This is a genomic window from Novosphingobium sp. SL115 (assembly GCF_026672515.1).
Classification (GTDB): Bacteria; Pseudomonadota; Alphaproteobacteria; order Sphingomonadales; family Sphingomonadaceae; genus Novosphingobium.
In genome coordinates this window covers 520734-541558 of the sequence record NZ_JAPPRG010000002.1, presented here as the reverse complement: position 1 = coordinate 541558, position 20825 = coordinate 520734, and the positions used below count along the sequence as shown (strand labels likewise).

Here is a 20825-nt window from a genome sequence, read left to right as displayed (position 1 = left end):
GGGTCACGTCAGATCCTTCTCGATTTTATGGATCACCCCGGCGCGCCGGGTCAGGTCATGGGGTTTATGCGCGGCGCGCAGGTGGGCAGCCGCAGCGCTGAAGCGTGGACCAGTCAGGCCACGTTTTTCCTGCGCCGTATCAATCAGATGTTCGATTTCTTCGGCAGTTTTCCCGCGCGGCAGGCCCAGCGTCAGTGCAATCCTGTCACGTACCGTATCGGCATAAGGCCCGGCGACAAGGTGGACGCGGCCCGCCCGGCGGATCAGCCCCGCTGCATTGGCAACCAGCGCAGCCTTGCCATGGGCAATGTCAGGCCCGCCCTGCAAGGCCGGACCAAAGCGGTGAAACGCACGCCATGCCACGGCGAGCGCGGCCAGCAGTAGGCAAATCGTGGCGGCCAGAAACGGCGGTTCAAATGCCAGCGTCAGCAGGTTGCGGTTCGCGCCGAAGCCATTGAAAGTCATATCAAAAGCGATGGGGCTTTCACGGTCGTCCACGCTGGCCAGCACCAGATCGCGCGCCAGCATGGCGGTGGCTTTGTCGGCCATGCCCCAGTTGTCCATCAGGTCCGGTTCGAACACCAGCACGACGGGGTAAAGGTCTTCGTCATCGCCGCCGTAATCGGGATCGATTCCTGCCAGATCGTTGAGCGCAGGGTAATATCCGTCATCGTCCAGCCAGGCGGCCAGAATCTTGCCATTTCCGGCGTTTACGATGGGCACCAGCCCTTTGCCCGATCCGCTTTCCACCTGCCGGTCATCAGGCAGCGGGCCATGCCGCGTGCCGATTTTCCAGCCCCCTGCCGGGGCGGATTTTTCCTTGCCGATATCGACAGTTACATTGTCGGCAAAGCCTTCCCACTGCGGCGCTGCGGTGCCTGCCAGTTGCACCCAGCCCCGCTTCGCCTTCTTGCTGTTCGCGCCAAAGGCGAACCACTTGGGCGCGATCACCAGCGTCGGTCCGATATAGCGCCGGGCATCGACGATCTTGGCGATTTCCTTGCCATCCGCCTCGGCAGGCGGTGTTAGAATCAGCAGGCCGGCCTGCGATTCCAGCGCCTGCCGGTTGCGCAGCCGGGCCACGTTCACCCCTTCGCCCTCCAACATGCGGGCCAACCCTGCGTAACCGTTCAGCCCCTGTCCGCCGACATGGGCCTGCCCGTTGTTGCCGCTGCCGCCAGTGTTGTTGCCAAGGAACCACAGCAGCGCCACGAAGGCCAGCACGCCAACCAGCAACATGCCCACCACGGTCCCGCGTGAGAATGGGGATCTGTCCACACTCATCCTGCGTTTTCAAGTCGTTGCAGCGCAAATCGGGCATAGGCTTCGCGCGTGGTGGCCCAATCGGCGGCATCAAGCCCGTGCAAGGCATACCGGGCGCGTTCAACCAGCGTGGCAATTACCCCAAAGGCACCGCGCGCCTCAGCCGGAAGGCCGCCAATCAAACCGATTTCACGGGCGGTGCTGGACGGGGAAAGCCAGTCTGGCCGGGCGCGGGCGATCTGGCCGACGCTGCGCTGAAGCAACAGGTGGGCGGCATCGTCAAAGCGGCCTTCAGCGGCCAGCCTGTCGGCATCTTCCAGCAAGGCCAGCGCTTCTTCGCGCTGTGGTTGCCATTCGGGGGCGGCCACGGTCGGACGGTTGCGCCGTTGCTGCCACAGCGGCCACAGCAGAACCCATGTGATCCACAAGGCACCGATGCAGGCCCCGACCAGCAGCACCATTTCGACCACACCCCATCTTGATCCCAGCAGCCGACCCAGCGGCGACAGCAGCCATTCAAGGAAGCGGCCGATGGCTTTCAGCCACTCGGGCGAAACCTGCGGCGGATCGGGTGGGACGGGGGCAAACTGGATATCGGCGGAATCGCGCAAGGCCCGCCACGCGGCCTCAGCCGCGCTGGCGTTATCTGCTGCCTGATTTGCTCCGGCGGTATCTGCCCCAGAAGGTGCGCTCACCCGCCCTTGGTTGCACGGGGCGGGCGGGCCTGCAAGCAGAGTTACCCGCGAATCCGTTCCATCGGGTATGTGCCCAACATGCGCAGATCCTTGGCAAAGAAGCTGAGTTCTTCAAATGCCAGATCCACCGCGCGGTCACCGGGACCACCCACGATATCGGCATAGAACGCCGTGGCGGCAAAGCTGGCGCCACGCTGATAGCTTTCCAGTTTGGTCATGTTCACGCCATTGGTGGCAAAGCCGCCCAGCGCTTTATACAGCGCGGCGGGGATATTGCGCACCTCGAAGACGAAGGTGGTCATCGCCGGAACCGTGATGGTGGCCGGATCGCGCGGGGTTTTCGAGAGCACCACGAATCGCGTGGTGTTGTCATGCGCGTCCTCGATATTTTCCTCGATCAGTTTCAGGCCATAAAGTTCAGCGGCGATTCGCGGCGCGATGGCGGCCATCGCCGGATCGCCCAGTTCGGCTACATGGGCTGCGGCGCCTGCCGTATCGGCATGACTCAGCGGCACGATACCCCGGTCCCGCAGATAGAATCGCGATTGGCCCAGCGCCTGCGGATGTGAAAACGCGCCGGAAAACGGCCCTTCCGATGTTGCCATCAGGCAATGGTGAATTTCCATGAAGTGTTCGCCGATGATCGACAATCCGCTTTCCGGCAGCAGAAAGTGAATGTCGGCCACGCGGCCATGCTGGGAATTTTCGATTGGAATGATCGCCTGTCCAGCACGCCCGTCCTTCACCGCGTCCAGCGCATCTTCAAAAGAAAAGCATGGCAGCGGCAGGCAGTCGGGCAGGGCTTCCATGGCCGCACGGTGCGAATTGGCCCCCGGCGCGCCCTGAAACGACACCGCGCGTTCGGGTGCGGCGGCTGCGGCGGCAGTCATCTGTTCGACAAGGGCGAGCGCGGGGGCGGGATAGCTTGACATAGTTCGCGCGCGTTAAGGCTGAAGCTGGGTGGCGGCAAGTGAGATTGCCCGTCTTGTTGCAAACCATCTTGCGCTAAAGCGGGGGGCTGACTAGAGCGTGGCGCAAATCGCGCAGGTGTCGGCAGGGTGCTGGCGTGCGTTAATGGGGCTGTAAATGGACGACCGTTTCAACACCATCGCCGGGTGGACCTTGTTCGGCGGGATTGTGGCTCTTGGGCTTTCAAGCCTTTCGGCGCACTATTTCTTGGCCGACAAGGAGCATCGCCCGGAAAAGATGGGCTATGCGATCGAAGGCGTTGAGGAAGAAAGCGCAGGCGGTGGCGCTGCTGAACTGCCTTTGCCGAATCTGCTGGCTGCCGGCGATGCCGCCAAGGGTGAAGCCGTGTTTGCCAAGTGCAAGGCCTGCCACACTGCCGATCAGGGCGGTGCTAGCGGCATCGGTCCGAATCTGTTTGGCATCGTGGGCAAGCCTGTCGGCAAGCACGCAGCCGGATTTGCCTATTCGGCAGATCTTTCGGGCCACGGCGGCACTTGGGATTTCGCCACGCTTGATGCATGGCTGAAGAACCCCAAGGCGTTTGCGGCGGGCACGAAGATGTCGTTTGCAGGTCTGCCCAAGGGTGAAGATCGCGCGAACGTGATTCTCTATCTCAATTCGCTCGGCTCCAACCTGCCGCTGCCCGCAGCAGAAGCCGTGGCCGCAGAAGCACCTGCAGGTGATGCATCGGCCCCTGCCGCCGATGCTGCTGCCAGCGAAGCGGCTCCTGCTGAAGGCGCAGCAGCACCGGCTGCGTGATCGGATCAGGTCTGCAAAGTTCAAAAGGGCGTCCGGAGCGATCCGGGCGCCCTTTTCGCGTGCCCTTAAAGGCAATTGCGGCACAAGCGCCCGTCGTTCAGGCTGCTATTCCTGACAGAGGGCTGCAATGCTGCGCATATTTTCCGGGCTTGTGATGATGGCGGTGTCCTGCACTTGGGCCATCGCCGCCGACGCGCCGAGCGCAGTGCAGGGTGCTTGGGTTGTCGATCTATCGGCGGAACCGGGGACGCCCTATACCAAGCCGATGATGCTGCACCTGCACTCTGACGGCACGGTGACAGGCTCGTTTTATGAAAGCGAGATTCAGGCGGGGCGGTGGAAGACCGATCGCGGGCGCACCTGCTTCAGCTTTCGCACGACCGATGGGACTGGCCCTTATCACACTGCAGCCTGCCTTGCCGGCGACCATGTCGAAGGCCAGACCTGGGCCGAACACAGAAGTTTCCTGTTCAACTGGAACGCAACTCGGCCCGCCAATCACTAAATTCAGCCTCTGAACTCAGGCTTTGATCGACTGCTCCTGTCGCAGATCGTAGGCGCGTTGGGCCGCCGAAACCTCAATCATGCAGGTTTCGGCCCATTCGATCATCCCACCCAGCGCCGTTATCAGCCCGCGTCCCAGCGGGGTGATGGCATATGTCACAGTCACCGGGACGGTCGGCTCAACACTGCGGCTGACCAGCCCGTCGCGTTCAAGCGACCGCAGGGTCTGCGTCAGCATCTTCTGGCTGACCCCCTGAATGCGGCGTTTGAGGGCGCTGAAGCGCATGTCTTCATCCGCCAGAAGCAGCAGAATCAGCGTGCTCCATTTGTCCGCAATTCGATCCAGCAATTGTCGGGTTGGGCAATTGGCGGCGTAAACGTCACCGCGTTTTGCGCGTTCGACGGTCACTTCGCGGTGACCAGGTATGGAAATTGTGCCGTCTTGCATGGTTAGGATGGATAACGCACTTGGTATCCATTAGAAACCATCAATAGAAGGACATGCCATGAAAGTTGCCGTATTGGGTGCAAGTGGGCGCGCCGGTTCTGAAATCACTGCCGAACTGGCGCGGCGCGGGCACCACGTCATCGCCATTGCGCGCAAGCCTGAGGCGATTGTCGCCACCCAGGGCGTGACTGCGGTTGAAGGCGATGCCAACGATTCGCAGGCTCTGGCCGGGCTGATCGGTGGTGTCGATGCCGTCATCAGCGCATTGCATTTTGATGTGCCTGCCCACACGCTATTGTCAGCGCTGAAACAGGCTGGCGTTCCGCGCCTGCTGGTGACCGGCGGTGCCGCCAGCCTTGAAGTGGCGCCGGGCAAGATCCTGTTCGATGCGATGGATTTGCCCGAAGAGTGGAAGCCTGCCATTCTTGGCGGCATCGCCTTCCTGAAAGATCTACGCGCCGAATCGGAGATCGACTGGACGTTCTTTTCGCCCGCCGCCTTCATCGAACCCGGCCCGCGCACCGGCACGTTCCGACTGGGCACCGACCAGCTTGTGGTGGACGACAAAGGCGAAAGCCGCATCAGCTTTGCCGACTATGCCATCGCCATGGTCGACGAACTGGAACAGCACCGGCATCCGCGCGCACGCTTTACCGCCGCCTATTGATAGGGGTCAGGCCGGGCAGGCTTCGGCCATAATAGCCGCGTTCAGCGTATCGGGTTCGACCGGTTCATACTGGTCGGCCCGGTCCGCATCCACGGCATTGCGGGCCAGTAGCGTGCCATTGGCGGCATAGTCAGTCGCTGCCGCAATCAACACGCGCTGGGCAGAGCAATCATAGCGGAACAGGATGATCTTGCGGCCCTGTTCTGGCGCTGCTGCGGCTGTGAAATCAAACCCGGCCCACACCTGTCGCACGGCAAAGGCGCGGTCATGCCTGGGCGGCAGTTCCTGCACGGACGATGGGCGCACCAGAACCTTGGTACGATCCGGGGCCACGCCGATGATCTGCCAGTCCGCGCTCCAGTCCTTTGCCAGCGCCTCGCCGGAGAGGCCGAGGAGGGCAAGAGGAAGCAGCGCGGTGCGAAAGGCGATCATCGGGTGGCTCCAGAACATTCGGGTAATGTTCCGATACCCAAACCGCCGCGCTGCGCGACTAGGGGTTTCGCCGTAAGTCCCGCCTTGCGACAGCGGATGCGGTGAACCTTAACAGCCTATTCCGCGCGACCTTTGAAGCCTTGCGCAATCACATACCATTCGGATGAATCCTTGCGGCTGGCAGGTGGTTTGGCGTGTTTTACCGTGGTGAAGTTCTTTTTCAGGATCGCCAGCAGTTCGGTATCGGTGCCACCGGCAAAGACTTTGGCCACGAAGGCACCACCGGGGGCCAGCGACTGCACGGCAAAGTCCACCGCCGTTTCGACAAGGCCCATCGTGCGCAAATGGTCGGTTTGCTTGTGGCCCACGGTGTTGGCCGCCATGTCGGAAATCACCAGATCGGGCGGGCCGTCCAGCGCGCCCTGCAGCGCGTCGGGGGCTTCGTCCGCCATGAAGTCCATTTCGAAGATGGTCACGCCTTCAATCGGTTCGGTCGGCAACAGGTCGATGCCGACAATCTTGGCAGCGGGCGCTTTCTTGCGCACCACCTGGCTCCACCCGCCTGGCGCGATGCCCAGATCGACCACGCGCTTTGCCCCGCGCAGCAGGGTGAACTTTTCGTCCAGTTCGATCAGCTTGAATGCGGCGCGGCTGCGCCAGCCTTCGGCTCTGGCCTGCTTCACGTAAGGGTCGTTCAACTGCCGCGAAAGCCAGCGCGCCGATGATGCGGTGCGCTTCTTTGCGGTTTTCAGGCGTTCTTTGGGATTCTTGTCAGACCGGCTCATGCCGCCTCCGTCCGCCGCTTGGGGCCGCGCGAAGGTTCGGTTCCTGCTGCCATCAGGCTGCGCAGGATGCCTTCACGAATGCCCCTGTCGGCAATGCCCAGCCTGTCGGCGGGCCAGATATCGAGAATGGATTCAAGGATGGCGCAGCCCGCCACCACAAGGTCGGCCCGCTCGCGCCCGATGCAGGGCAGGGCAATGCGCTGCGCTGGAGACATCGACGACAGCCGCTGGCTGATATCGCGCATCGATTCGGCAGGCACCACCAGTCCGTCAACCGCGCGACGGTCATACTGCGGCAGTTCCAGATGCAGGCTGGCCAGCGTGGTCACCGTGCCGCTGGTGCCCAGCAGGCGAATGCGGCCTTCACCTTGCGCCGCATTGCGCATGGGCGATACGCGCACGGCAAAGTCGGCAAAACCTTCATCCACCCGGCGGCGCATTTCGGCATAGGCAGCGGCGCGGGCATCGTCCCGGTCGGCAATTGCGCCAATGCTTTCGGTCAGCGACACCACGCCCCACGGCACCGATTGCCAGTCCAGAATGCGCGGCACCGTATCGCCGGTTTCCACCAGCACCATTTCGGTCGACCCGCCGCCGATATCAAAGATCATCGCCGGGCCACTGCCCTGTTCCAGCAGAATGTGGCAGCCCAGCACGGCCAGCCGCGCTTCTTCCTGCGCGGTGATGATGTTCAGCCGGATGCCAGTTTCATCGCGCACCCGCTGAATGAAATCGGCCCCGTTGGTGGCGCGACGGCAGGCCTCTGTTGCCACGGAACGGGCCAGATGCACGTTGCGCTTGCGCAGCTTGTCGGCGCAGACGTGCAGCGCGGCCAGCGCGCGGTCCATCGCCGCATCGGACAGTCGCCCGGTCTGCGCCAGCCCTTCGCCCAGCCGCACCACGCGGCTGAACGCATCGATTACCACAAAATGTTCGCCCGATGGCCGCGCGATCAGCAGGCGGCAGTTGTTGGTGCCAAGATCGATCGCGGCATAGGCCTGCCGATAGAACGGAGCGGCGCGAAAAGGGGCATTGATGGGCGGAACGGGCGTCTGGTGGTCTGATGTCTGCGCGGCCTGCACTTGTGCCGGTATCTCGGCAACACGCGCAGGGGTGCCGGGTTGTTCAACAGTGCCGCCACCCGCATTGACGGGCGGCCGGTTCTTGCCGGCGGATCGGGGCGGGAGACTGCTCCCGGCATTGCTGCGTGGCGCTCGGGACTTGCGTTGCCCCTTTTTCCTGCCGGCCTTTTTCCTGCCGGATCGCACGCCTTGCCCACTGGCCGGCGGAATGGATTCCGCCATAACTTGAATTCGCTTATGTTTTCCCGCGCCGCATGATGCCTGCCGGGTACTTGGGGCCAATGCTAGCGATGCCTTGCCCCGCTCGCAAGGCCAGCCCCTAAAAATGCCAATTCCCCCGCTTGACTCATCATTTGCCCCGCCCTAGAGGCGCGGCTCCCGATGCCCCGTCGTCTAATGGTAAGACTACGGATTCTGATTCCGTCTATCGAGGTTCGAATCCTCGCGGGGCATCCATTTTCCGCTAAAAAAACTAAAATTATCAGAACTTTCGCGGAATATGACTAAGATTGCCCCCACATTTTGCCCCACATCGCGCAGCGTTTGCGCAGGGCGATTGGCGAACGACGGCAATTCGGCGCACCTGCCCTGAGATCAGCGCGCCGTGACTTCGAGCCAACGCCTCAACGTTTGACATACCAGTTCCCCATTTCCTTCGCGGCCTGTTCGAGGGTTTTGAGGGCAAGCCGATGATTGCCACGCTCCATCGCCAAATTGAGTATTCGTTGAAGCTGCCGCATCCGGTACGCGCGATGGGCAATGGCGACCTCGCCCAACTCCTTCTTGCAGCGTTCGCGCACGATCCGGTGATAGTCCAGCCAACGGTGCGACCCGGCAAACTGGAAGGACGTGGGGTCATACGCTCGGACGTGTCGCGGGGTTAGGGTGACGTTGAACTCACCAGCAACCAGTTCGACCACCTCAGCATGAGTCTGATAGCAGGCGAGGTGCTCTACTATCCGACGCTTGATGGCAACAGGGAGGCGTCTCACCGGGTAAGTCCAGGGTAAGAGACCCCCCGTACGGGACGTACCCCTACCTTCGCATAATTCATAACCTGGTGCCCGGTAGAGTTGTCCTCACTGCGGCAACCATTTTCGCGAGTGGCACGTGTGGCAGAACCCCTTCCACCCCGTTTATGCAACCCGTCCCTGCACTGCGAACTGTGACCTATCTCCAGATCCCATGGCGTACCTGTATTGAAGATGGCGAGCGGGGCGGCCGCTAAGGGCCGCACTCGCCTATACGTAGTATAGGTGTGTGTGTAGCCCGCAGTCTCCCGCAGGTCTTCTGCGGGTTTCATGGGTAGTCTCCCGCGTTGGCCGCAGATGTGTTTCCCGCGCGGACTCCCGCAGTTTCGCGGAGCCCAATAACAGGGTGCCTGTGGCCGTCGTCCCAGCCCATCTCCCCCCGCTCGATGGCATTGATCCGGAACAGGCGTTCCATTGCCGCTTCGAGGCGCGTAGTCCCAATTCTTTTGCTCTCCGCCATGCTCGCAAACACTTTGGGGGCGTATGAGGAAGACTGCTTTTCGGACACCGCCCGCTTCTGACGGACGCGCTCGCGCAGACAGGCCAGAAACAAGGCGTTATCCGCAGACGCCTGCACGGTCTCCCGCAGTGCCTGAGCGTTGTTCGCAGGCAGATCGCTTTCCAACACGAATGCCCAATCATGCCAGATGAATCGCAGAGTCTCTCCCTTGCGGCCGTAATTGGCCTTGTTGAGGTTAAGCAAGCGCACGTCGGTTTCGGGATTATGATCGATTGTGATCTGGGACCGCACGGCGTTCAGCCAAGCGGTGGAGCCGGAATAGCTATCACCGCTCTTGTTCGGGTGCCCGAGGAGGAGAATCGCCGCTCCCGTCTCCCCGGCCATGCGGTTCAAGGCGTTCACGAAACGGGTGACATCACCGCGGTCGTTCTCGTTGCCGGCAAACAGGTGCGCCACGTTGTCGAGCGCCACGAACATTGCCCCAGTTCGGTGGATCTGCGCCTCCAGCCCCTTATACACCGGGGTTAACTGAAACTCGCCATGGGAAGGTTGCAACGCCAAGGCATTGTCGAGACCGCCACGCAGACTTGCCAGATGCAGCGACCCGGCCAGCGAGTCCATTTTGACAGCCAGCGATTTGCAAATGTGCGCCTGCCGCCAGTGCAATTGCTCCGCATCGTCCTCGCAAGTGATGTAGATCGCCGTGGACTGCGCTATGTCAAACCCAAGCGTGGGCGTTCCTGCCGCCAGTGCCGTCGCGAGTTGCTGCGCCAGCAGAGACTTGCCCGCGCCGCCCGGCCCAGTGAACAGCGTGACCTCACCAGCAGGCGCAAGCTTGGGAATGACGAACCGCTTGGGCGTCGGCTCAATTTTGGCGAGCTTCACCAAATCCAACGTTGGAATTGCTGCCGCCGCAATCAGATTTCTCGCGTCGTCAGGTTCCATGTCGGCAAAGTCCATGGAAGCGGCCGGGTTACTCATGGTCAGCACTGCTTGCTTGAGCGATCCGCGCCGTGACGTCGGCAGGCGCAATGTCCGCAAAGTCGGTTCCTGAGTCCGCCGACCCCGTAACCGGCCCTAGCGGCAACGGGGTGGCCAACAGGGCACCAATAGACGCGGCGGCCTGCCGCGCTGCTTCCAGCCCGATATTCTGCGCCAGGTGCCGGTCATCGTCCGCCGCGACGATCAACGTCCGGCAGGGGAACAGCTTGCGCATGGCACGGGCGACGGTCTCAAGGTTGCGCGCCGACATCGCAGCAACAACGCCGTGACCGGTCGCGCGGTGGATCGCTGCCATGGTGGCGAAGCCTTCACCGATCACCAGCGGCCCAGCCGATGGCCTGCCGTCCTGCATGAACGCGCCGTGCGGCCAGAACACGCCATCGGTGCGCCCGCCGGACAGGAACAGCTTGCGGCCATTTGGATAGATGCGCTGGACGTTCCAGAGGTGCCACCCGGAATCAACCATCGGGACAAACAGCGCATAGCCTCGCTGCCGGATACCGAATGGGGGCAGGCCCTTGCGTGCAAGATAGCCATGCATCGGATCGGCCCTGCCTGCACCGCGCCACAAATCGCGGGCAACGTCAGCCGTCGCTTCCTGCTTGGCCTCGGTTTCCGCCTTGCGCCGGGCTTCGCTTTCACGGGCCTGAGCCATGATCGCGCGCCGTTCGGCTGGTGACAGCGAACGGGGATCGCTCCCCGCTCGCCAGACCTTCCGCAAGCCCAACCGATAATGCCGGAACACGCCAGCGGGCACGCCATCGAGGTGAAGCCATGCCCAGCCGTTGCGCCGCCCGGGCTTGTCGCCATCGGCGCGGAAGCGGACAGGATCACCGGAAGCAAGCTTGTCGGCAATCGGCTCCCACAGGGCAGATGCCAGCAGCTCGCATGGCATGGAGAAATTCCAAGACGGGATCGGTCACGGCGCGGCCCTCCCATTTTCGGTCAGGCAAAGAAGAATGAGCGTAAGCTGTTCGATCGAAGGAGCATAACGCGCCGCTATTAGTTGCACGCGGTATGAAGTGAGAGTAAGGGAACTGCAGAAACCGCCAGCCAGCGTTTCACAGCCCCTGCCGCCAATGGCGGTGGGGGTTTTGCGTTTCATGACCCAGCTTGCCCCCGCCCGAACGTCGGGAGCGTTGTTAGGTATTCTTCTACGCTCGCGAACTCGATCAGTGTCTTGCGGCCGCACTTCACTGCGCGGATCTTTTGATCGCGCAGCAGTTCATAAGTGAGCGTTTTGCCCCAGCCATAGCGTGCGCAGGTCGTGCGAACATCACCGTAAGCAGGTTCGATTTTGTCAGGGCCTTTGTACGTCATATACGCCGTCCTCGTTCGTTAGAGAGCGGCAACAGCAGTTAGAGAGACACGGACCATTCCTCAAAGAGTGTTCATGGACTTTTTGGACGTCCCAAAAAGTCAATTTCACCACGCTCGTAGGCGGCTTGAGCTTCCTCTTCTGCCAACACGTTCAATGCCATCTGTTTGAAGGGACGGACCTGTCTGGCTACGACGGCGGCCTCAAGGCCAAACCTTACGCCGACGTCGTGATATGCTTGCTTAAGTTCACCTCTCTTGAACTTACACGCCCTTGCGACTTCAAGGGCCATGTCGGCGGCTCTGAAGTCTCTCATCTGGGGATCTTGTGATCTCGGTGAAAGATCGCTGCGCCTAACAGCCTTGATTTCGAAGCGGCAGTAATCACCCTCGTTTTCCAGCATCTCGAGGATTTTCTTGGCCACCATAGGGGAAATATGGAAATTGCTTCGGCGAATGTGCTCTGCAAGCCACTCTAGACGCCCATAATGCATCTCGGTGGCGGCATAACCCGCACTCAGGTCAAGTACGGCATCTGTCTCGGGCTCATCCATTCCGCCCTCCGCAGCGGCTCCGATGTTAAGCGGGGAAGCACTTCGGAGAGACGTGTTTGTCGGCTGGCCAGCCTATCCCCAGTGATTGCATTTACTACGGCCACAGCCGCTATGCTACTGGTCATGTTAGGTGGCTACTGACTGGTCCAGCGAACCGGAATCAATCAACAGCAGTGGCCCTGCGACGCTTTGCTCTCAACCACAGCCATTTACCGGACCATCCGGGGGGTTGAGCAGGGCATGCAAATGGGCCTTGATCATCTCGTCAGCAATTAGCCCCTGCCACCCAAAGCACTGGAAACCCTGCCAGTGTGATTGACCGGAACCGTCATTTGTCCGATGAGATCGCCTGATACTAAGGGGAAATCATGGCCAAGACCGAGAAGAGCAAGGAGTCCATCGAGACCGCCATGTGGGCGGCGGCGGACAAGCTGCGCAAGAACATCGATGCCGCAGAATACAAGCACGTCGTCCTCGGCCTGATCTTCCTGAAATACATCTCCGACGCCTTCGATGAGCTTTATGCCAAGCTCGTTGCGGGAGAAGGTGATTACGCCGGTGCTGATCCCGAAGACGTCGACGAGTACAAGGCGGAGAACGTCTTCTTCGTCCCGCCATCCGCGCGCTGGAAGTTCCTGCGCAGTCACGCCAAGCAGCCCACGATCGGCAAGACCGTTGACGAGGCGATGGACGCCATCGAGCGCGAGAACCCCAGCCTGCGCGGGGTGCTGCCGAAGGTCTATGCGCGCGGCAATCTGGACCCGACCAATCTAGGCGGGCTGATTGATCTGATCAGCAATGCCGAAAGCCAGCACGGCAAGGAAGGCAGCGCCGATTTCCTTGGTCAGGCATTCGAGTATTTCCTAGGCCACTTCGCGCTGGCGGAAGGCAAGAAGGGCGGCCAGTTCTACACGCCCGAGAGCGTGGTGCGCGTGCTGGTTGAGATGCTGGAGCCCTACAAGGGCCGCGTGTTCGATCCTTGCTGCGGGTCGGGCGGGCTGTTCGTGCAGTCGGAAAAGTTCGTCAAGGCACACCAGGGCAAGGTCAACGACATCTCGATCTATGGTCAGGAGAGCAATCAGACCACTTGGCGGCTGGCCAAGATGAACCTTGCCATTCGCGGGATCGATAGCAGCCAGGTCAAATGGAATAATGAAGGGTCGTTCCTCAACAACGCCCATCCCGATCTCAAGGCCGATTTCGTTATCGCCAACCCGCCGTTCAACGATAGTGACTGGGGTGGCGAGCTGCTGCGGGATGATGCGCGCTGGAAACTCGGCACGCCGCCCGCGGGCAATGCCAACTATGGCTGGATCCAGCACTTCCTCTATCATCTGGCACCGGGCGGGAAGGCGGGCTTCGTGTTGTCGAAGGGCGCGCTGACCACCAAGTCATCGGGCGAAGGCGAAATCCGCAAGGCCTTGATCGAGGCCGGGCTGGTCGATTGCATCGTCAACCTGCCGGCCAAGCTGTTTCTCAACACGCAGATCCCGGCGAGCCTGTGGTTCCTCAGCCGGGGCCGCACCTATCGGCAGGGCGAAATCTTGTTCATCGATGCGCGCAATTTGGGCCATCTGGTCAACCGCCGCACGCTGGAGTTTTCGGAAGAGGACAATGAACAGATCACTAGCACCTACCGCGAGTGGCAGAAGGGCCATGCGGGCAGCTATGAGGACGTAAAGGGCTTCTGCAATTCTGCCCCGCTGGTGCGGGTGCGGGAGCTGGACCATGTGCTGACGCCGGGGCGCTATGTCGGGCTGGCCGAGGAAGAGGATGATTTCGACTTCGCTGGGCGCTTCGCGAGCTTGAAGGCGGAGCTGGAGGCGCAGCTGGCGGAAGAGGCGATGCTCAATGCGCGGATCGCGGAGAATCTGGCGAAGGTGCAATTGCCGTGATCGAGGGTTGGCGAGAATATAGGATCGACGACCTAGCGGAGATTAGGAACCAAATTCGCGTACCATTGAGCAAACTCGAACGATCACAACGGATCGGCCCATATCCCTACTACGGGGCATCAGGAATCATCGATTATGTTGACGATTTTCTTTTTGAGGGAACGCATGTCCTGATTTCAGAGGATGGCGAGAACTTGAAGTCGAGGAATACTCCGATTGCCTTCAAGGCTGAAGGGCAATTTTGGGTGAACAACCACGCCCACATTGTAAGGGGTAGGAAGGCGTTTCATAATGATCTCATTTGTCAGTATTTCAGCCAGATCGACTTGAGCGCCCACATTACCGGTGCTGTCCAGCCAAAGCTGAGCAAAGCAAGCCTACTAAATATTCCAATTTTTCTTCCGGAAGACGAGAGCGAACAAGAAGCCATTGCCGAGGTGCTGTCGTCGCTGGATGACAAGATCAATCTGCTCCATCGTCAGAACGCCACGCTGGAGGCGCTTGCCGAAACCCTCTTCCGCCAGTATTTTATCGAGGGAGCCCAAGACGATTGGGAGGAGGGGACCCTTGACGACGTACTCACGGTCAAAGGTGGCACCACCCCAAGTACAAAAAATGCTGCCTTCTGGGACGGCGACATTCACTGGACAAGTCCTAGGGACCTGTCTGCAAATAATGGCCTCTTCCTTCTTGATACAGCCCGCAAGATCACGTCCGAAGGGCTAGCGCAAATTGGCTCCGGCCTGCTGCCTGCCGGTTCACTCTTGATGTCTTCGAGAGCGCCGGTCGGATACCTGGCATTCTCAGTCAACCCAGTGGCGATCAATCAGGGTTACATTGGCATCCTGGACGACAAGGGCTTTTCGAAAGAGTTCATCTTTTTGTGGCTCAAGATCAACATGGAGTATGTCAAGGGTCATGCAAATGGCTCGACATTCCAAGAAATCAGTAAATCAACTTTCAAAAAACTGGAGATTACGAAGCCCCCTGAGCAACTGCGTCAGGAATTCCAAGGGTTGGTTATGCCCTTGTTCCAAAAACTTCTCGAATGCACGCTGCAGTGCCAAAAACTCCAGCAACTGCGTGATACGTTGTTGCCTAAGCTAATGTCGGGTCAAGTTCGGGTTAGCGTGAGCGTATGAGCATCGAACGCCTTGAAACCGTGATTAATCAACATGGTCGATGGGCTGATCTGCGCATCTACACCGACCGCATCGCGGCCCACGCAGAGACTGACTTCAGCCATGCACTGGAAAATGCAAAAGCTCTGCTGGAGACCATCTGCAAGGAAATTTGCAGCTCAAAGGGCGTGGATATGGGGTCGTCGGCCACCATCCAAGCATTAATGAAACGTGCATTTAAAGAAATGGGCTATCCGCCAAGTGATCTGGTCACGCAAGTCTCAACGTCCCTCTCCACAATTGGTCAGAAAATGGGCGAACTTAGAAACCAGATAAGTCCGACATCTCACGGTAAGACCTTGGACGATTTGAAGAGGAGAAATGATCTAGTTGACGACCTGACCCGAGAGTTCTTGATCGATACGACGGTCTCTGTGGCGTCTCTCATGATCCGCAGCTTTGAGGGCGCCAGCCCCAGAGCGAAGCCCAAGGACGTTTTGCTCTACACGGATTGCGAGGACTTCAACGAGCTGCTGGACGAAACAAACGCACCCTTTCAGATTGGCGTAAACAGCTATCCGGCGAGCGAAGCATTCTACAGCGTGGACCGCACTTCCTACGAATCTGAATATCGGAAGTTCTTAGAGGGCGAGGATGAATAAGCTCACCGAATCCGAGATCGAGACCTTCGTGCTCTCGTTGCTGCAACGGCAGGGATATTCCTACCTCTATGCGCCTGATATTGCGCCGGATGGCGGCCACCCAGAGCGCGCCAGCTTTGCTGATGTGGTGCTGGAAGCGCGGCTGCGCGAGGCGGTGGCACGGATCAATCCCGGCATTGCTCTCGACCAGCGCGAAGACGCTGTCCGGCAAGTGCTGCGCTGCGCGCAGGTGATCGGGACAGGCGATCTGATCACCAACAATCAGGCCTTCCACCGCCTCCTGACCGAAGGGGTCAAGGTCACCCACAGCGAAAACGGGAACGAGCGCGGCGATCTGGTGTGGCTGGTCGATTTCGAGACGCCCGACAGCAACTCGTTCCTCGCCGCCAACCAGTTTACCGTGATCGAGGAGCGGGCGCACAAACGCCCCGACATCATCCTGTTCGTCAACGGCCTGCCGCTTGGCGTGATCGAACTGAAGAATGCGGGGGACGAGCAGGCAACCATCAAATCGGCCTATCGACAGATCGAAACCTACAAGGCTCTTATCCCCTCGCTTTTCGCCTATAATGCTCTGTGCATGATCTCTGACGGGCTGGAGGCCAAGGTCGGCTCAATCTCGGCCGGATTTTCCCGCTACATGCGCTGGAAGACTGCCGACGGATTGACCGAAGCTAACCCGCTGGTCGGCCAGATGGAAACGATGATCGCTGGGATGCTGAACAAGGCAACGTTCCTTGACCTGATCCGGCATTTCAACGTCTTCGAAACCGCGGAAAAGAAAGACCCCAAGACCGGGCTGGTGACCGTTCAGACGATCAAGAAGCTGGCTTCCTACCACCAGTACTACGCGGTTAACAAGGCGGTGCAATCAACCTTGCGCGCTGCCGGTTTTCTCGACGCGCACGGCCAGCCGAAAGCCGGGGGTTTTCTTGAAGACCCCCTGAAGTATGGGCTGCCGACAACCAGCGGGAAGCCCGCCAGCGACCGCAAGGGCGGTGTGGTGTGGCACACTCAGGGATCGGGTAAATCGCTGTCGATGGTGTTCTATGCGGGCAAGATCGTGCTGGCGATGGACAATCCCACGATTGTGGTCCTTACCGACCGCAACGATCTTGATGATCAGCTGTTCGACACGTTCGCCAGCTCGCGCCAGCTTTTGCGGCAAGATCCCGTGCAGGCGGAAAGTCAGGCGCAGCTGAAGGACTTGCTGTCAGTCAGTTCGGGCGGGATCGTCTTTACCACAATTCAGAAATTCCACCCGGAAGACGGCAACGTCTACGAGACTCTGTCGACCCGTGAAAACATCATCGTGCTGGCGGACGAAGCGCACCGGACACAATATGGGTTCCGCGCCAAGACCATCGACGAGAAAGACGATGCAGGGAACGTCATCGGCAAGAAGACGGTCTATGGCTTCGCCAAATATATGCGCGACGCATTGCCGCACGCGACCTATTTGGGCTTTACTGGAACACCTGTCGAAAGTACCGACGCCAACACTGCCCAGGTCTTCGGCGACTATGTAGACGTGTACGACATTGCGCAGGCGGTCGAGGATGGGGCGACCGTCAAAATTTACTACGAAAGCCGCCTCGCCAAAATTCGCTTGAGCGAAGAAGGCCAGGAACTGGTCAAAGCGCTGGACGACGAGCTGGCTGAGGAAGATCTCACCGAGAACCAGAAGTCGATGGCCAAATGGACGCAGCTCGAAGCGCTGATTGGGGCAGATGACCGGGTCAAGCGGGTGGCTGCCGACATCGTCGCGCACTTTGCCTTGCGGCAGGAGGCCAACAACGGCGGCAAGGGTATGGTGGTCGCCATGTCGCGGCGTATTGCCGTTGATCTGTTCGAAGAAATCGTCGCTCTGCGCCCGGATTGGCATGATGATGATCTGGCCAAGGGCAAAATCAAGATCGTTATGACAGCTGCTTCTTCGGACGGGCCGGAGATTGCAAAGTACCACACGACCAAGGGCCAGCGCCGCGATCTGGCCGACCGGATGCGCAATCCGAACGATCCCCTCGAACTGGTGATCGTACGCGATATGTGGCTGACCGGCTTCGATGCGCCTTCAATGCACACGCTCTACATCGACAAGCCGATGAAGGGGCACAGTCTCATGCAAGCCATCGCCCGCGTGAACCGGGTCTATGGCGACAAGCAAGGCGGGCTGGTCGTCGATTATCTTGGCATCGCGCAGGACCTGAAAAAGGCTCTGAGCTTTTACACCAAGGGCGGAGGCAAAGGTGATCCGGCAGTTCTGCAGGGGCAGGCGGTTGCGGCAATGCTGGAGAAGCTCGAGGTCATCTCACAGATGTTTCACGGTTTCGCGTATGAGGAGTATTTCACCGCAGACACCGGGCGCAAGCTGTCCCTGATCCTTGAAGCAGAGGACCACATTCTAGGCGTGGAGAATGGCAAGACCCGCTTTGTGAATGAAGTGGCCGCCTTGTCTGGCGCATTCTCGATCGCGATCCCGCATGAGCAGGCAATGGATGCCAAGGACGAAGTGGCATTCTTCCAGGCGGTGAAGGCCCGCCTCGCGAAATTCGATGCAACTGGCGGCGGCCGCACCGACGAGGAACTGGAAACGGCAATCCGCCAGACCATCGATCAGGCGCTTGTCAGTGAACAGGTCATCGACATCTTCGACGCCGCCGGCATCAAGAAGCCTGACATTTCCATACTGTCCGACGAGTTTTTGGCGGACGTCAGGAGCCACAAGCACAAGAACGTAGGCTTGGAATTGCTAAAACGGCTCTTGGACGGAGAGATCAAGGCGCGCACAAAGACTAATCTGGTTCAAAGCCGATCGCTAATGGAAATGCTGCAGGACTCCATCAAGCGCTACCATGCCAAAGTGATTACTGCCGCCGAGTTCATGGAAGAGCTCATTGGCCATGCGAAGCATATGCGGAACCTTGACAAGGAGCCGCAGGAACTCGGCTTGAGCCCGCAAGAGTATGCATTTTACACCGCTGTCGCGAACAACGACAGCGCGCGCGAGTTGATGGAGAAGGATAAGCTTCGCGAGCTGGCGATCGTTCTTTTCGAGAAGGTACGAGAGAATGCTTCAATCGACTGGACCATCAAGGAAAGCGTGCGCGCCAAGCTGAAGGTCATCATTAAACGCACCCTGCGTCATTTTGGCTACCCCCCCGATATGCAATTGCTGGCGACCGAGACCGTTCTTGAACAGGCAAAGCTAATTGCAAAGGAGATGACCGGGGGTTGAGCTGCTTTTCCACTCACAGATTGCTATCGATTCTGGGGAGGCCTAATGCTGCTGCGGTCAGCTGCCTCGCTAACTTGCCGAATATACGTCCCACTATAATTAGCTCGAAAAGCTGAGTTGCAACGATAAGGCTCATTTGCTTGCGACGATGAAGCACCTGAGAAGATTTGCGAGTGCCGTAACCTGATTATATCGCGTCCTGAATGGCGGTAGTGTCTCCAATTGAATTTTGATTGCATGAAAGGACTACAGCCAGCCGCACCTATGTCTTATGCTTTGCGAAAAGCATGGAGGTAATATGAAGCTTTGGAAAATTGATCTGTTTCGACACGGCGATAATGTCGCAGTGCAATCTGGCGTCATAACTGCCCCCACACAGGAGGATGCAGCTCACATAGCAGTGTGGGCACTTGGAAGCTCATATGCGGATTATGCCAACATCGATATCTCCCCTGTTAGTGAAATCTCGTCACTGCCCTCTGGCGCACTCTACTTGAGGCACCCGAATGCCTAAAGGCTGACGCGGAGAGAAGCGCCCAGCCGACGCTATCTGCCTTGCGGTGTTGATCGGCAAGATTGCGATTGATGAGATCAAGGATGATACAAGTTGAACCCTCCGGTGCCAAACAGCATTGCGATTTGGTGCTACTGGCCAGTTTGACCCTTTGCCGCATCGAATTCGCTGAACAGCTTCGCCAATTCAGCTCTCGGCACGCCGCGCTTGCGCATTGTTTCTGTCAGGCTGTTCGTAAACTCGGGGTCATTCGCCGATGCCCAAGTGATTCCCTTGTAGAGCACTCGGCAACGGATCGGCTGGAACGATGACGCCTCTTCGAGCAGGCCATCAAGGCGTTCGCCCAAGCGGTCCCTGACCTGTTCTTTCGAGGGATGCGGGTAATATCGTGTCACATAATCCGGGGGGCTGGCTTCCCACGCTGGTAGGAACTCTTCTATCAGGGCCTTCCTGAAGTCCTGACGGCTCTTGCCGAATGCAGCGCTCGCGGCCGCCTTGTATCTGTCGATGTTCCGTTCAAATCGGCCGAGCTCGGCTTGGAAGCGTTCCTTGTCTCTGATGAGAATGACCCTGCCATGCCTTGGCACGAGGAACGTGAACTCGCGCTCCAAGCTGGCGCGTTGCTCGTTAACCCAGCGCGAGTCGACTTTGGCGGCTTTGGTTGTACCGTCGGCTTGCTCAACTTCTATGTCGAACGGGCCATTGACCTCTGGCGGAGCGCTGAGAGTGCTGTTGATGCGCGAGATAAGACCTTCGCTTCGGATTCCCATTAGATCAGATGGCAGCGGAACCCGTCGAACGGTGACACGGAGGTTCTCGATCTCAAGCTCAACAAACTCTGCTTGCGAGCTGAAAACGCGGATAGCGCGAGCAATATCGAACTGTTGTGGTGGGGCGTTGCTCAGCTCTGTCTCGATCTTGCGGATGTCGTCTGGTCCCAAGCCTTCAAGCCCGATCTCGCTGGGGCTTTTACCCCCTCCTGCTGCTGCCGTGGCGACCTGTCTTGCGGCATTGCCGGAGATGACCACCGCATTCGGCTTGTCTTGATTCTCAGAACCAGCCTCAATCAGGCGCGGTACCGGTGAGTAAACCAGCATCCGCTCGTCCGCGACAATCAGCCCTATTCTGATACCTGCCTGACGTGCCAAGGCGAGGCCATTCGCTGTCATTGCGACGCGGAGAGTCTCCAGTGCAGCTTGGTCACCGTAACCCAAGCGATAGACTTCCGGGTCTGCGTCCAAGACCACGTTGAGACTAACAGTCTCGTCGCCGCAGCGGTCTGCCAAGGCTGTTGCAACGTGGGTCGTCAGCGCAGGTGCAACGACCACAAGCTGATTGCGAGCAGATCTGATGAGTTCGATAAGGCATTCATCGCTTGCCACCGCAAATGTCTGGTTCGGTCCACCAAGCGTTGCCATCACGCATTT

At 59.4% G+C, this 20825-nt stretch carries 20 protein-coding genes and 1 tRNA gene; 8 read left to right on the top strand and 13 right to left on the bottom strand.

Going from position 1 to position 20825, the window contains the following annotated elements; all coding sequences use genetic code 11:
• Positions 1-3: 3 nt before the first annotated feature.
• From OVA07_RS04170 to OVA07_RS04160, 3 genes are read right to left on the bottom strand one after another with little or no spacing between them, the layout of a single operon-like run.
• A complete protein-coding gene (locus OVA07_RS04170; RefSeq protein ID WP_268170211.1) occupies positions 4-1284 on the bottom strand; it encodes a DUF4350 domain-containing protein in 1281 nt (426 codons plus the stop codon).
• Complete coding sequence (locus OVA07_RS04165; protein ID WP_268170210.1) at positions 1281-1958, bottom strand: hypothetical protein; 678 nt, start codon at positions 1956-1958, stop codon at positions 1281-1283. Before OVA07_RS04165 ends, OVA07_RS04170 begins: the two co-directional genes overlap by 4 nt.
• A gap of 41 nt (positions 1959-1999) precedes the next feature.
• Positions 2000-2890, bottom strand: coding sequence for a prephenate dehydratase (locus OVA07_RS04160; protein WP_268170209.1), 891 nt, complete (start codon positions 2888-2890; stop codon positions 2000-2002).
• A 154-nt stretch (positions 2891-3044) separates the two neighbouring features.
• Here OVA07_RS04160 and OVA07_RS04155 point away from each other — a divergent pair, with 154 nt between their 5' ends.
• Positions 3045-3686: a c-type cytochrome gene (locus OVA07_RS04155; RefSeq protein WP_268170208.1), complete on the top strand. Its 642-nt coding sequence runs from the start codon at positions 3045-3047 to the stop codon at positions 3684-3686.
• A gap of 127 nt (positions 3687-3813) precedes the next feature.
• Positions 3814-4191 carry a hypothetical protein gene (locus OVA07_RS04150; protein WP_268170207.1) on the top strand — a complete coding sequence of 126 codons (378 nt, stop codon included), beginning with the start codon at positions 3814-3816 and terminating at the stop codon, positions 4189-4191.
• 15 nt (positions 4192-4206) lie between these two features.
• Here the strand turns inward: OVA07_RS04150 and OVA07_RS04145 are convergent, their stop codons facing one another.
• The gene (locus tag OVA07_RS04145) at positions 4207-4638 is read right to left on the bottom strand and encodes a winged helix-turn-helix transcriptional regulator (protein WP_268170206.1); all 432 of its coding nucleotides are present in this window, start codon (positions 4636-4638) and stop codon (positions 4207-4209) included.
• A gap of 58 nt (positions 4639-4696) precedes the next feature.
• Between OVA07_RS04145 and OVA07_RS04140 the strand changes: the two genes are divergently transcribed.
• Positions 4697-5305: an NAD(P)-dependent oxidoreductase gene (locus tag OVA07_RS04140; RefSeq protein WP_268170205.1), complete on the top strand. Its 609-nt coding sequence runs from the start codon at positions 4697-4699 to the stop codon at positions 5303-5305.
• A gap of 6 nt (positions 5306-5311) precedes the next feature.
• Here OVA07_RS04140 and OVA07_RS04135 read toward each other — a convergent pair whose 3' ends face one another.
• The 3 genes from OVA07_RS04135 to OVA07_RS04125 form a co-directional block, all read right to left on the bottom strand.
• Positions 5312-5737 carry a surface-adhesin E family protein gene (locus OVA07_RS04135; RefSeq protein WP_268170204.1) on the bottom strand — a complete coding sequence of 142 codons (426 nt, stop codon included), beginning with the start codon at positions 5735-5737 and terminating at the stop codon, positions 5312-5314.
• A gap of 116 nt (positions 5738-5853) precedes the next feature.
• A complete protein-coding gene (locus tag OVA07_RS04130) occupies positions 5854-6522 on the bottom strand; it encodes an RlmE family RNA methyltransferase (protein ID WP_268170203.1) in 669 nt (222 codons plus the stop codon).
• Positions 6519-7826: a Ppx/GppA phosphatase family protein gene (locus tag OVA07_RS04125; RefSeq protein ID WP_268170202.1), complete on the bottom strand. Its 1308-nt coding sequence runs from the start codon at positions 7824-7826 to the stop codon at positions 6519-6521. The genes OVA07_RS04130 and OVA07_RS04125 overlap by 4 nt, the downstream gene beginning before the upstream one ends.
• Positions 7827-7986: 160 nt before the next feature.
• On the opposite strand from OVA07_RS04125, the gene OVA07_RS04120 reads away from it, so the two are divergent.
• Positions 7987-8060, top strand: a tRNA-Gln gene (locus OVA07_RS04120).
• A gap of 167 nt (positions 8061-8227) precedes the next feature.
• On the opposite strand, the gene OVA07_RS04115 is transcribed toward OVA07_RS04120, so the two are convergent.
• The 5 genes from OVA07_RS04115 to OVA07_RS04095 form a co-directional block, all read right to left on the bottom strand.
• Positions 8228-8596, bottom strand: a complete 369-nt coding sequence (locus tag OVA07_RS04115; protein WP_268170201.1) for a DUF2280 domain-containing protein — start codon at positions 8594-8596, stop codon at positions 8228-8230.
• A gap of 307 nt (positions 8597-8903) precedes the next feature.
• Positions 8904-10076 carry an AAA family ATPase gene (locus OVA07_RS04110; protein ID WP_268170200.1) on the bottom strand — a complete coding sequence of 391 codons (1173 nt, stop codon included), beginning with the start codon at positions 10074-10076 and terminating at the stop codon, positions 8904-8906.
• Entirely contained in the window at positions 10069-10992 is a 924-nt protein-coding gene (locus OVA07_RS04105; protein WP_268170199.1) for a toprim domain-containing protein, read from the bottom strand. The genes OVA07_RS04110 and OVA07_RS04105 overlap by 8 nt, the downstream gene beginning before the upstream one ends.
• A 206-nt stretch (positions 10993-11198) precedes the next feature.
• On the bottom strand, positions 11199-11417 hold the full coding sequence (locus OVA07_RS04100; protein ID WP_268170198.1) for an excisionase family DNA-binding protein: 219 nt from the start codon (positions 11415-11417) through the stop codon (positions 11199-11201).
• Between the two features lie 71 nt (positions 11418-11488).
• Positions 11489-11968, bottom strand: a complete 480-nt coding sequence (locus OVA07_RS04095; protein WP_268170197.1) for a hypothetical protein — start codon at positions 11966-11968, stop codon at positions 11489-11491.
• Between the two features lie 368 nt (positions 11969-12336).
• Here OVA07_RS04095 and OVA07_RS04090 point away from each other — a divergent pair, with 368 nt between their 5' ends.
• From OVA07_RS04090 to OVA07_RS04075, 4 genes are read left to right on the top strand one after another with little or no spacing between them, the layout of a single operon-like run.
• On the top strand, positions 12337-13863 hold the full coding sequence (locus tag OVA07_RS04090) for a type I restriction-modification system subunit M (protein WP_268170196.1): 1527 nt from the start codon (positions 12337-12339) through the stop codon (positions 13861-13863).
• Entirely contained in the window at positions 13860-15005 is a 1146-nt protein-coding gene (locus tag OVA07_RS04085) for a restriction endonuclease subunit S (protein ID WP_268170195.1), read from the top strand. Before OVA07_RS04090 ends, OVA07_RS04085 begins: the two co-directional genes overlap by 4 nt.
• The gene (locus OVA07_RS04080; protein WP_268170194.1) at positions 15002-15646 is read left to right on the top strand and encodes an abortive infection family protein; all 645 of its coding nucleotides are present in this window, start codon (positions 15002-15004) and stop codon (positions 15644-15646) included. The genes OVA07_RS04085 and OVA07_RS04080 overlap by 4 nt, the downstream gene beginning before the upstream one ends.
• On the top strand, positions 15639-18884 hold the full coding sequence (locus tag OVA07_RS04075; protein WP_268170193.1) for a type I restriction endonuclease subunit R: 3246 nt from the start codon (positions 15639-15641) through the stop codon (positions 18882-18884). Before OVA07_RS04080 ends, OVA07_RS04075 begins: the two co-directional genes overlap by 8 nt.
• A gap of 645 nt (positions 18885-19529) precedes the next feature.
• Here the strand turns inward: OVA07_RS04075 and OVA07_RS04070 are convergent.
• Positions 19530-20816, bottom strand: a complete 1287-nt coding sequence (locus OVA07_RS04070) for a hypothetical protein (RefSeq protein WP_268170192.1) — start codon at positions 20814-20816, stop codon at positions 19530-19532.
• Positions 20817-20825: the final 9 nt, after the last annotated feature.

Excerpts from the sequence above, each read along its gene's own strand:
- OVA07_RS04075 (WP_268170193.1), top strand. The coding sequence starts at position 15,639 with ATGAATAAGCTCACCGAATCCGAGATCGAGACCTTCGTGCTCTCGTTG.
- OVA07_RS04140 (WP_268170205.1), top strand. The coding sequence starts at position 4,697 with ATGAAAGTTGCCGTATTGGGTGCAAGTGGGCGCGCCGGTTCTGAAATC.
- OVA07_RS04170 (WP_268170211.1), bottom strand. The coding sequence starts at position 1,284 with ATGAGTGTGGACAGATCCCCATTCTCACGCGGGACCGTGGTGGGCATG.
- OVA07_RS04080 (WP_268170194.1), top strand. The coding sequence starts at position 15,002 with ATGAGCATCGAACGCCTTGAAACCGTGATTAATCAACATGGTCGATGG.
- OVA07_RS04090 (WP_268170196.1), top strand. The coding sequence starts at position 12,337 with ATGGCCAAGACCGAGAAGAGCAAGGAGTCCATCGAGACCGCCATGTGG.
- OVA07_RS04070 (WP_268170192.1), bottom strand. The coding sequence starts at position 20,816 with ATGGCAACGCTTGGTGGACCGAACCAGACATTTGCGGTGGCAAGCGAT.
- OVA07_RS04100 (WP_268170198.1), bottom strand. The coding sequence starts at position 11,417 with ATGACGTACAAAGGCCCTGACAAAATCGAACCTGCTTACGGTGATGTT.
- OVA07_RS04135 (WP_268170204.1), bottom strand. The coding sequence starts at position 5,737 with ATGATCGCCTTTCGCACCGCGCTGCTTCCTCTTGCCCTCCTCGGCCTC.
- OVA07_RS04095 (WP_268170197.1), bottom strand. The coding sequence starts at position 11,968 with ATGGATGAGCCCGAGACAGATGCCGTACTTGACCTGAGTGCGGGTTAT.
- OVA07_RS04160 (WP_268170209.1), bottom strand. The coding sequence starts at position 2,890 with ATGTCAAGCTATCCCGCCCCCGCGCTCGCCCTTGTCGAACAGATGACT.
- OVA07_RS04125 (WP_268170202.1), bottom strand. The coding sequence starts at position 7,826 with ATGGCGGAATCCATTCCGCCGGCCAGTGGGCAAGGCGTGCGATCCGGC.
- OVA07_RS04145 (WP_268170206.1), bottom strand. The coding sequence starts at position 4,638 with ATGCAAGACGGCACAATTTCCATACCTGGTCACCGCGAAGTGACCGTC.
- OVA07_RS04155 (WP_268170208.1), top strand. The coding sequence starts at position 3,045 with ATGGACGACCGTTTCAACACCATCGCCGGGTGGACCTTGTTCGGCGGG.
- OVA07_RS04105 (WP_268170199.1), bottom strand. The coding sequence starts at position 10,992 with ATGCCATGCGAGCTGCTGGCATCTGCCCTGTGGGAGCCGATTGCCGAC.
- OVA07_RS04110 (WP_268170200.1), bottom strand. The coding sequence starts at position 10,076 with ATGAGTAACCCGGCCGCTTCCATGGACTTTGCCGACATGGAACCTGAC.
- OVA07_RS04150 (WP_268170207.1), top strand. The coding sequence starts at position 3,814 with ATGCTGCGCATATTTTCCGGGCTTGTGATGATGGCGGTGTCCTGCACT.
- OVA07_RS04130 (WP_268170203.1), bottom strand. The coding sequence starts at position 6,522 with ATGAGCCGGTCTGACAAGAATCCCAAAGAACGCCTGAAAACCGCAAAG.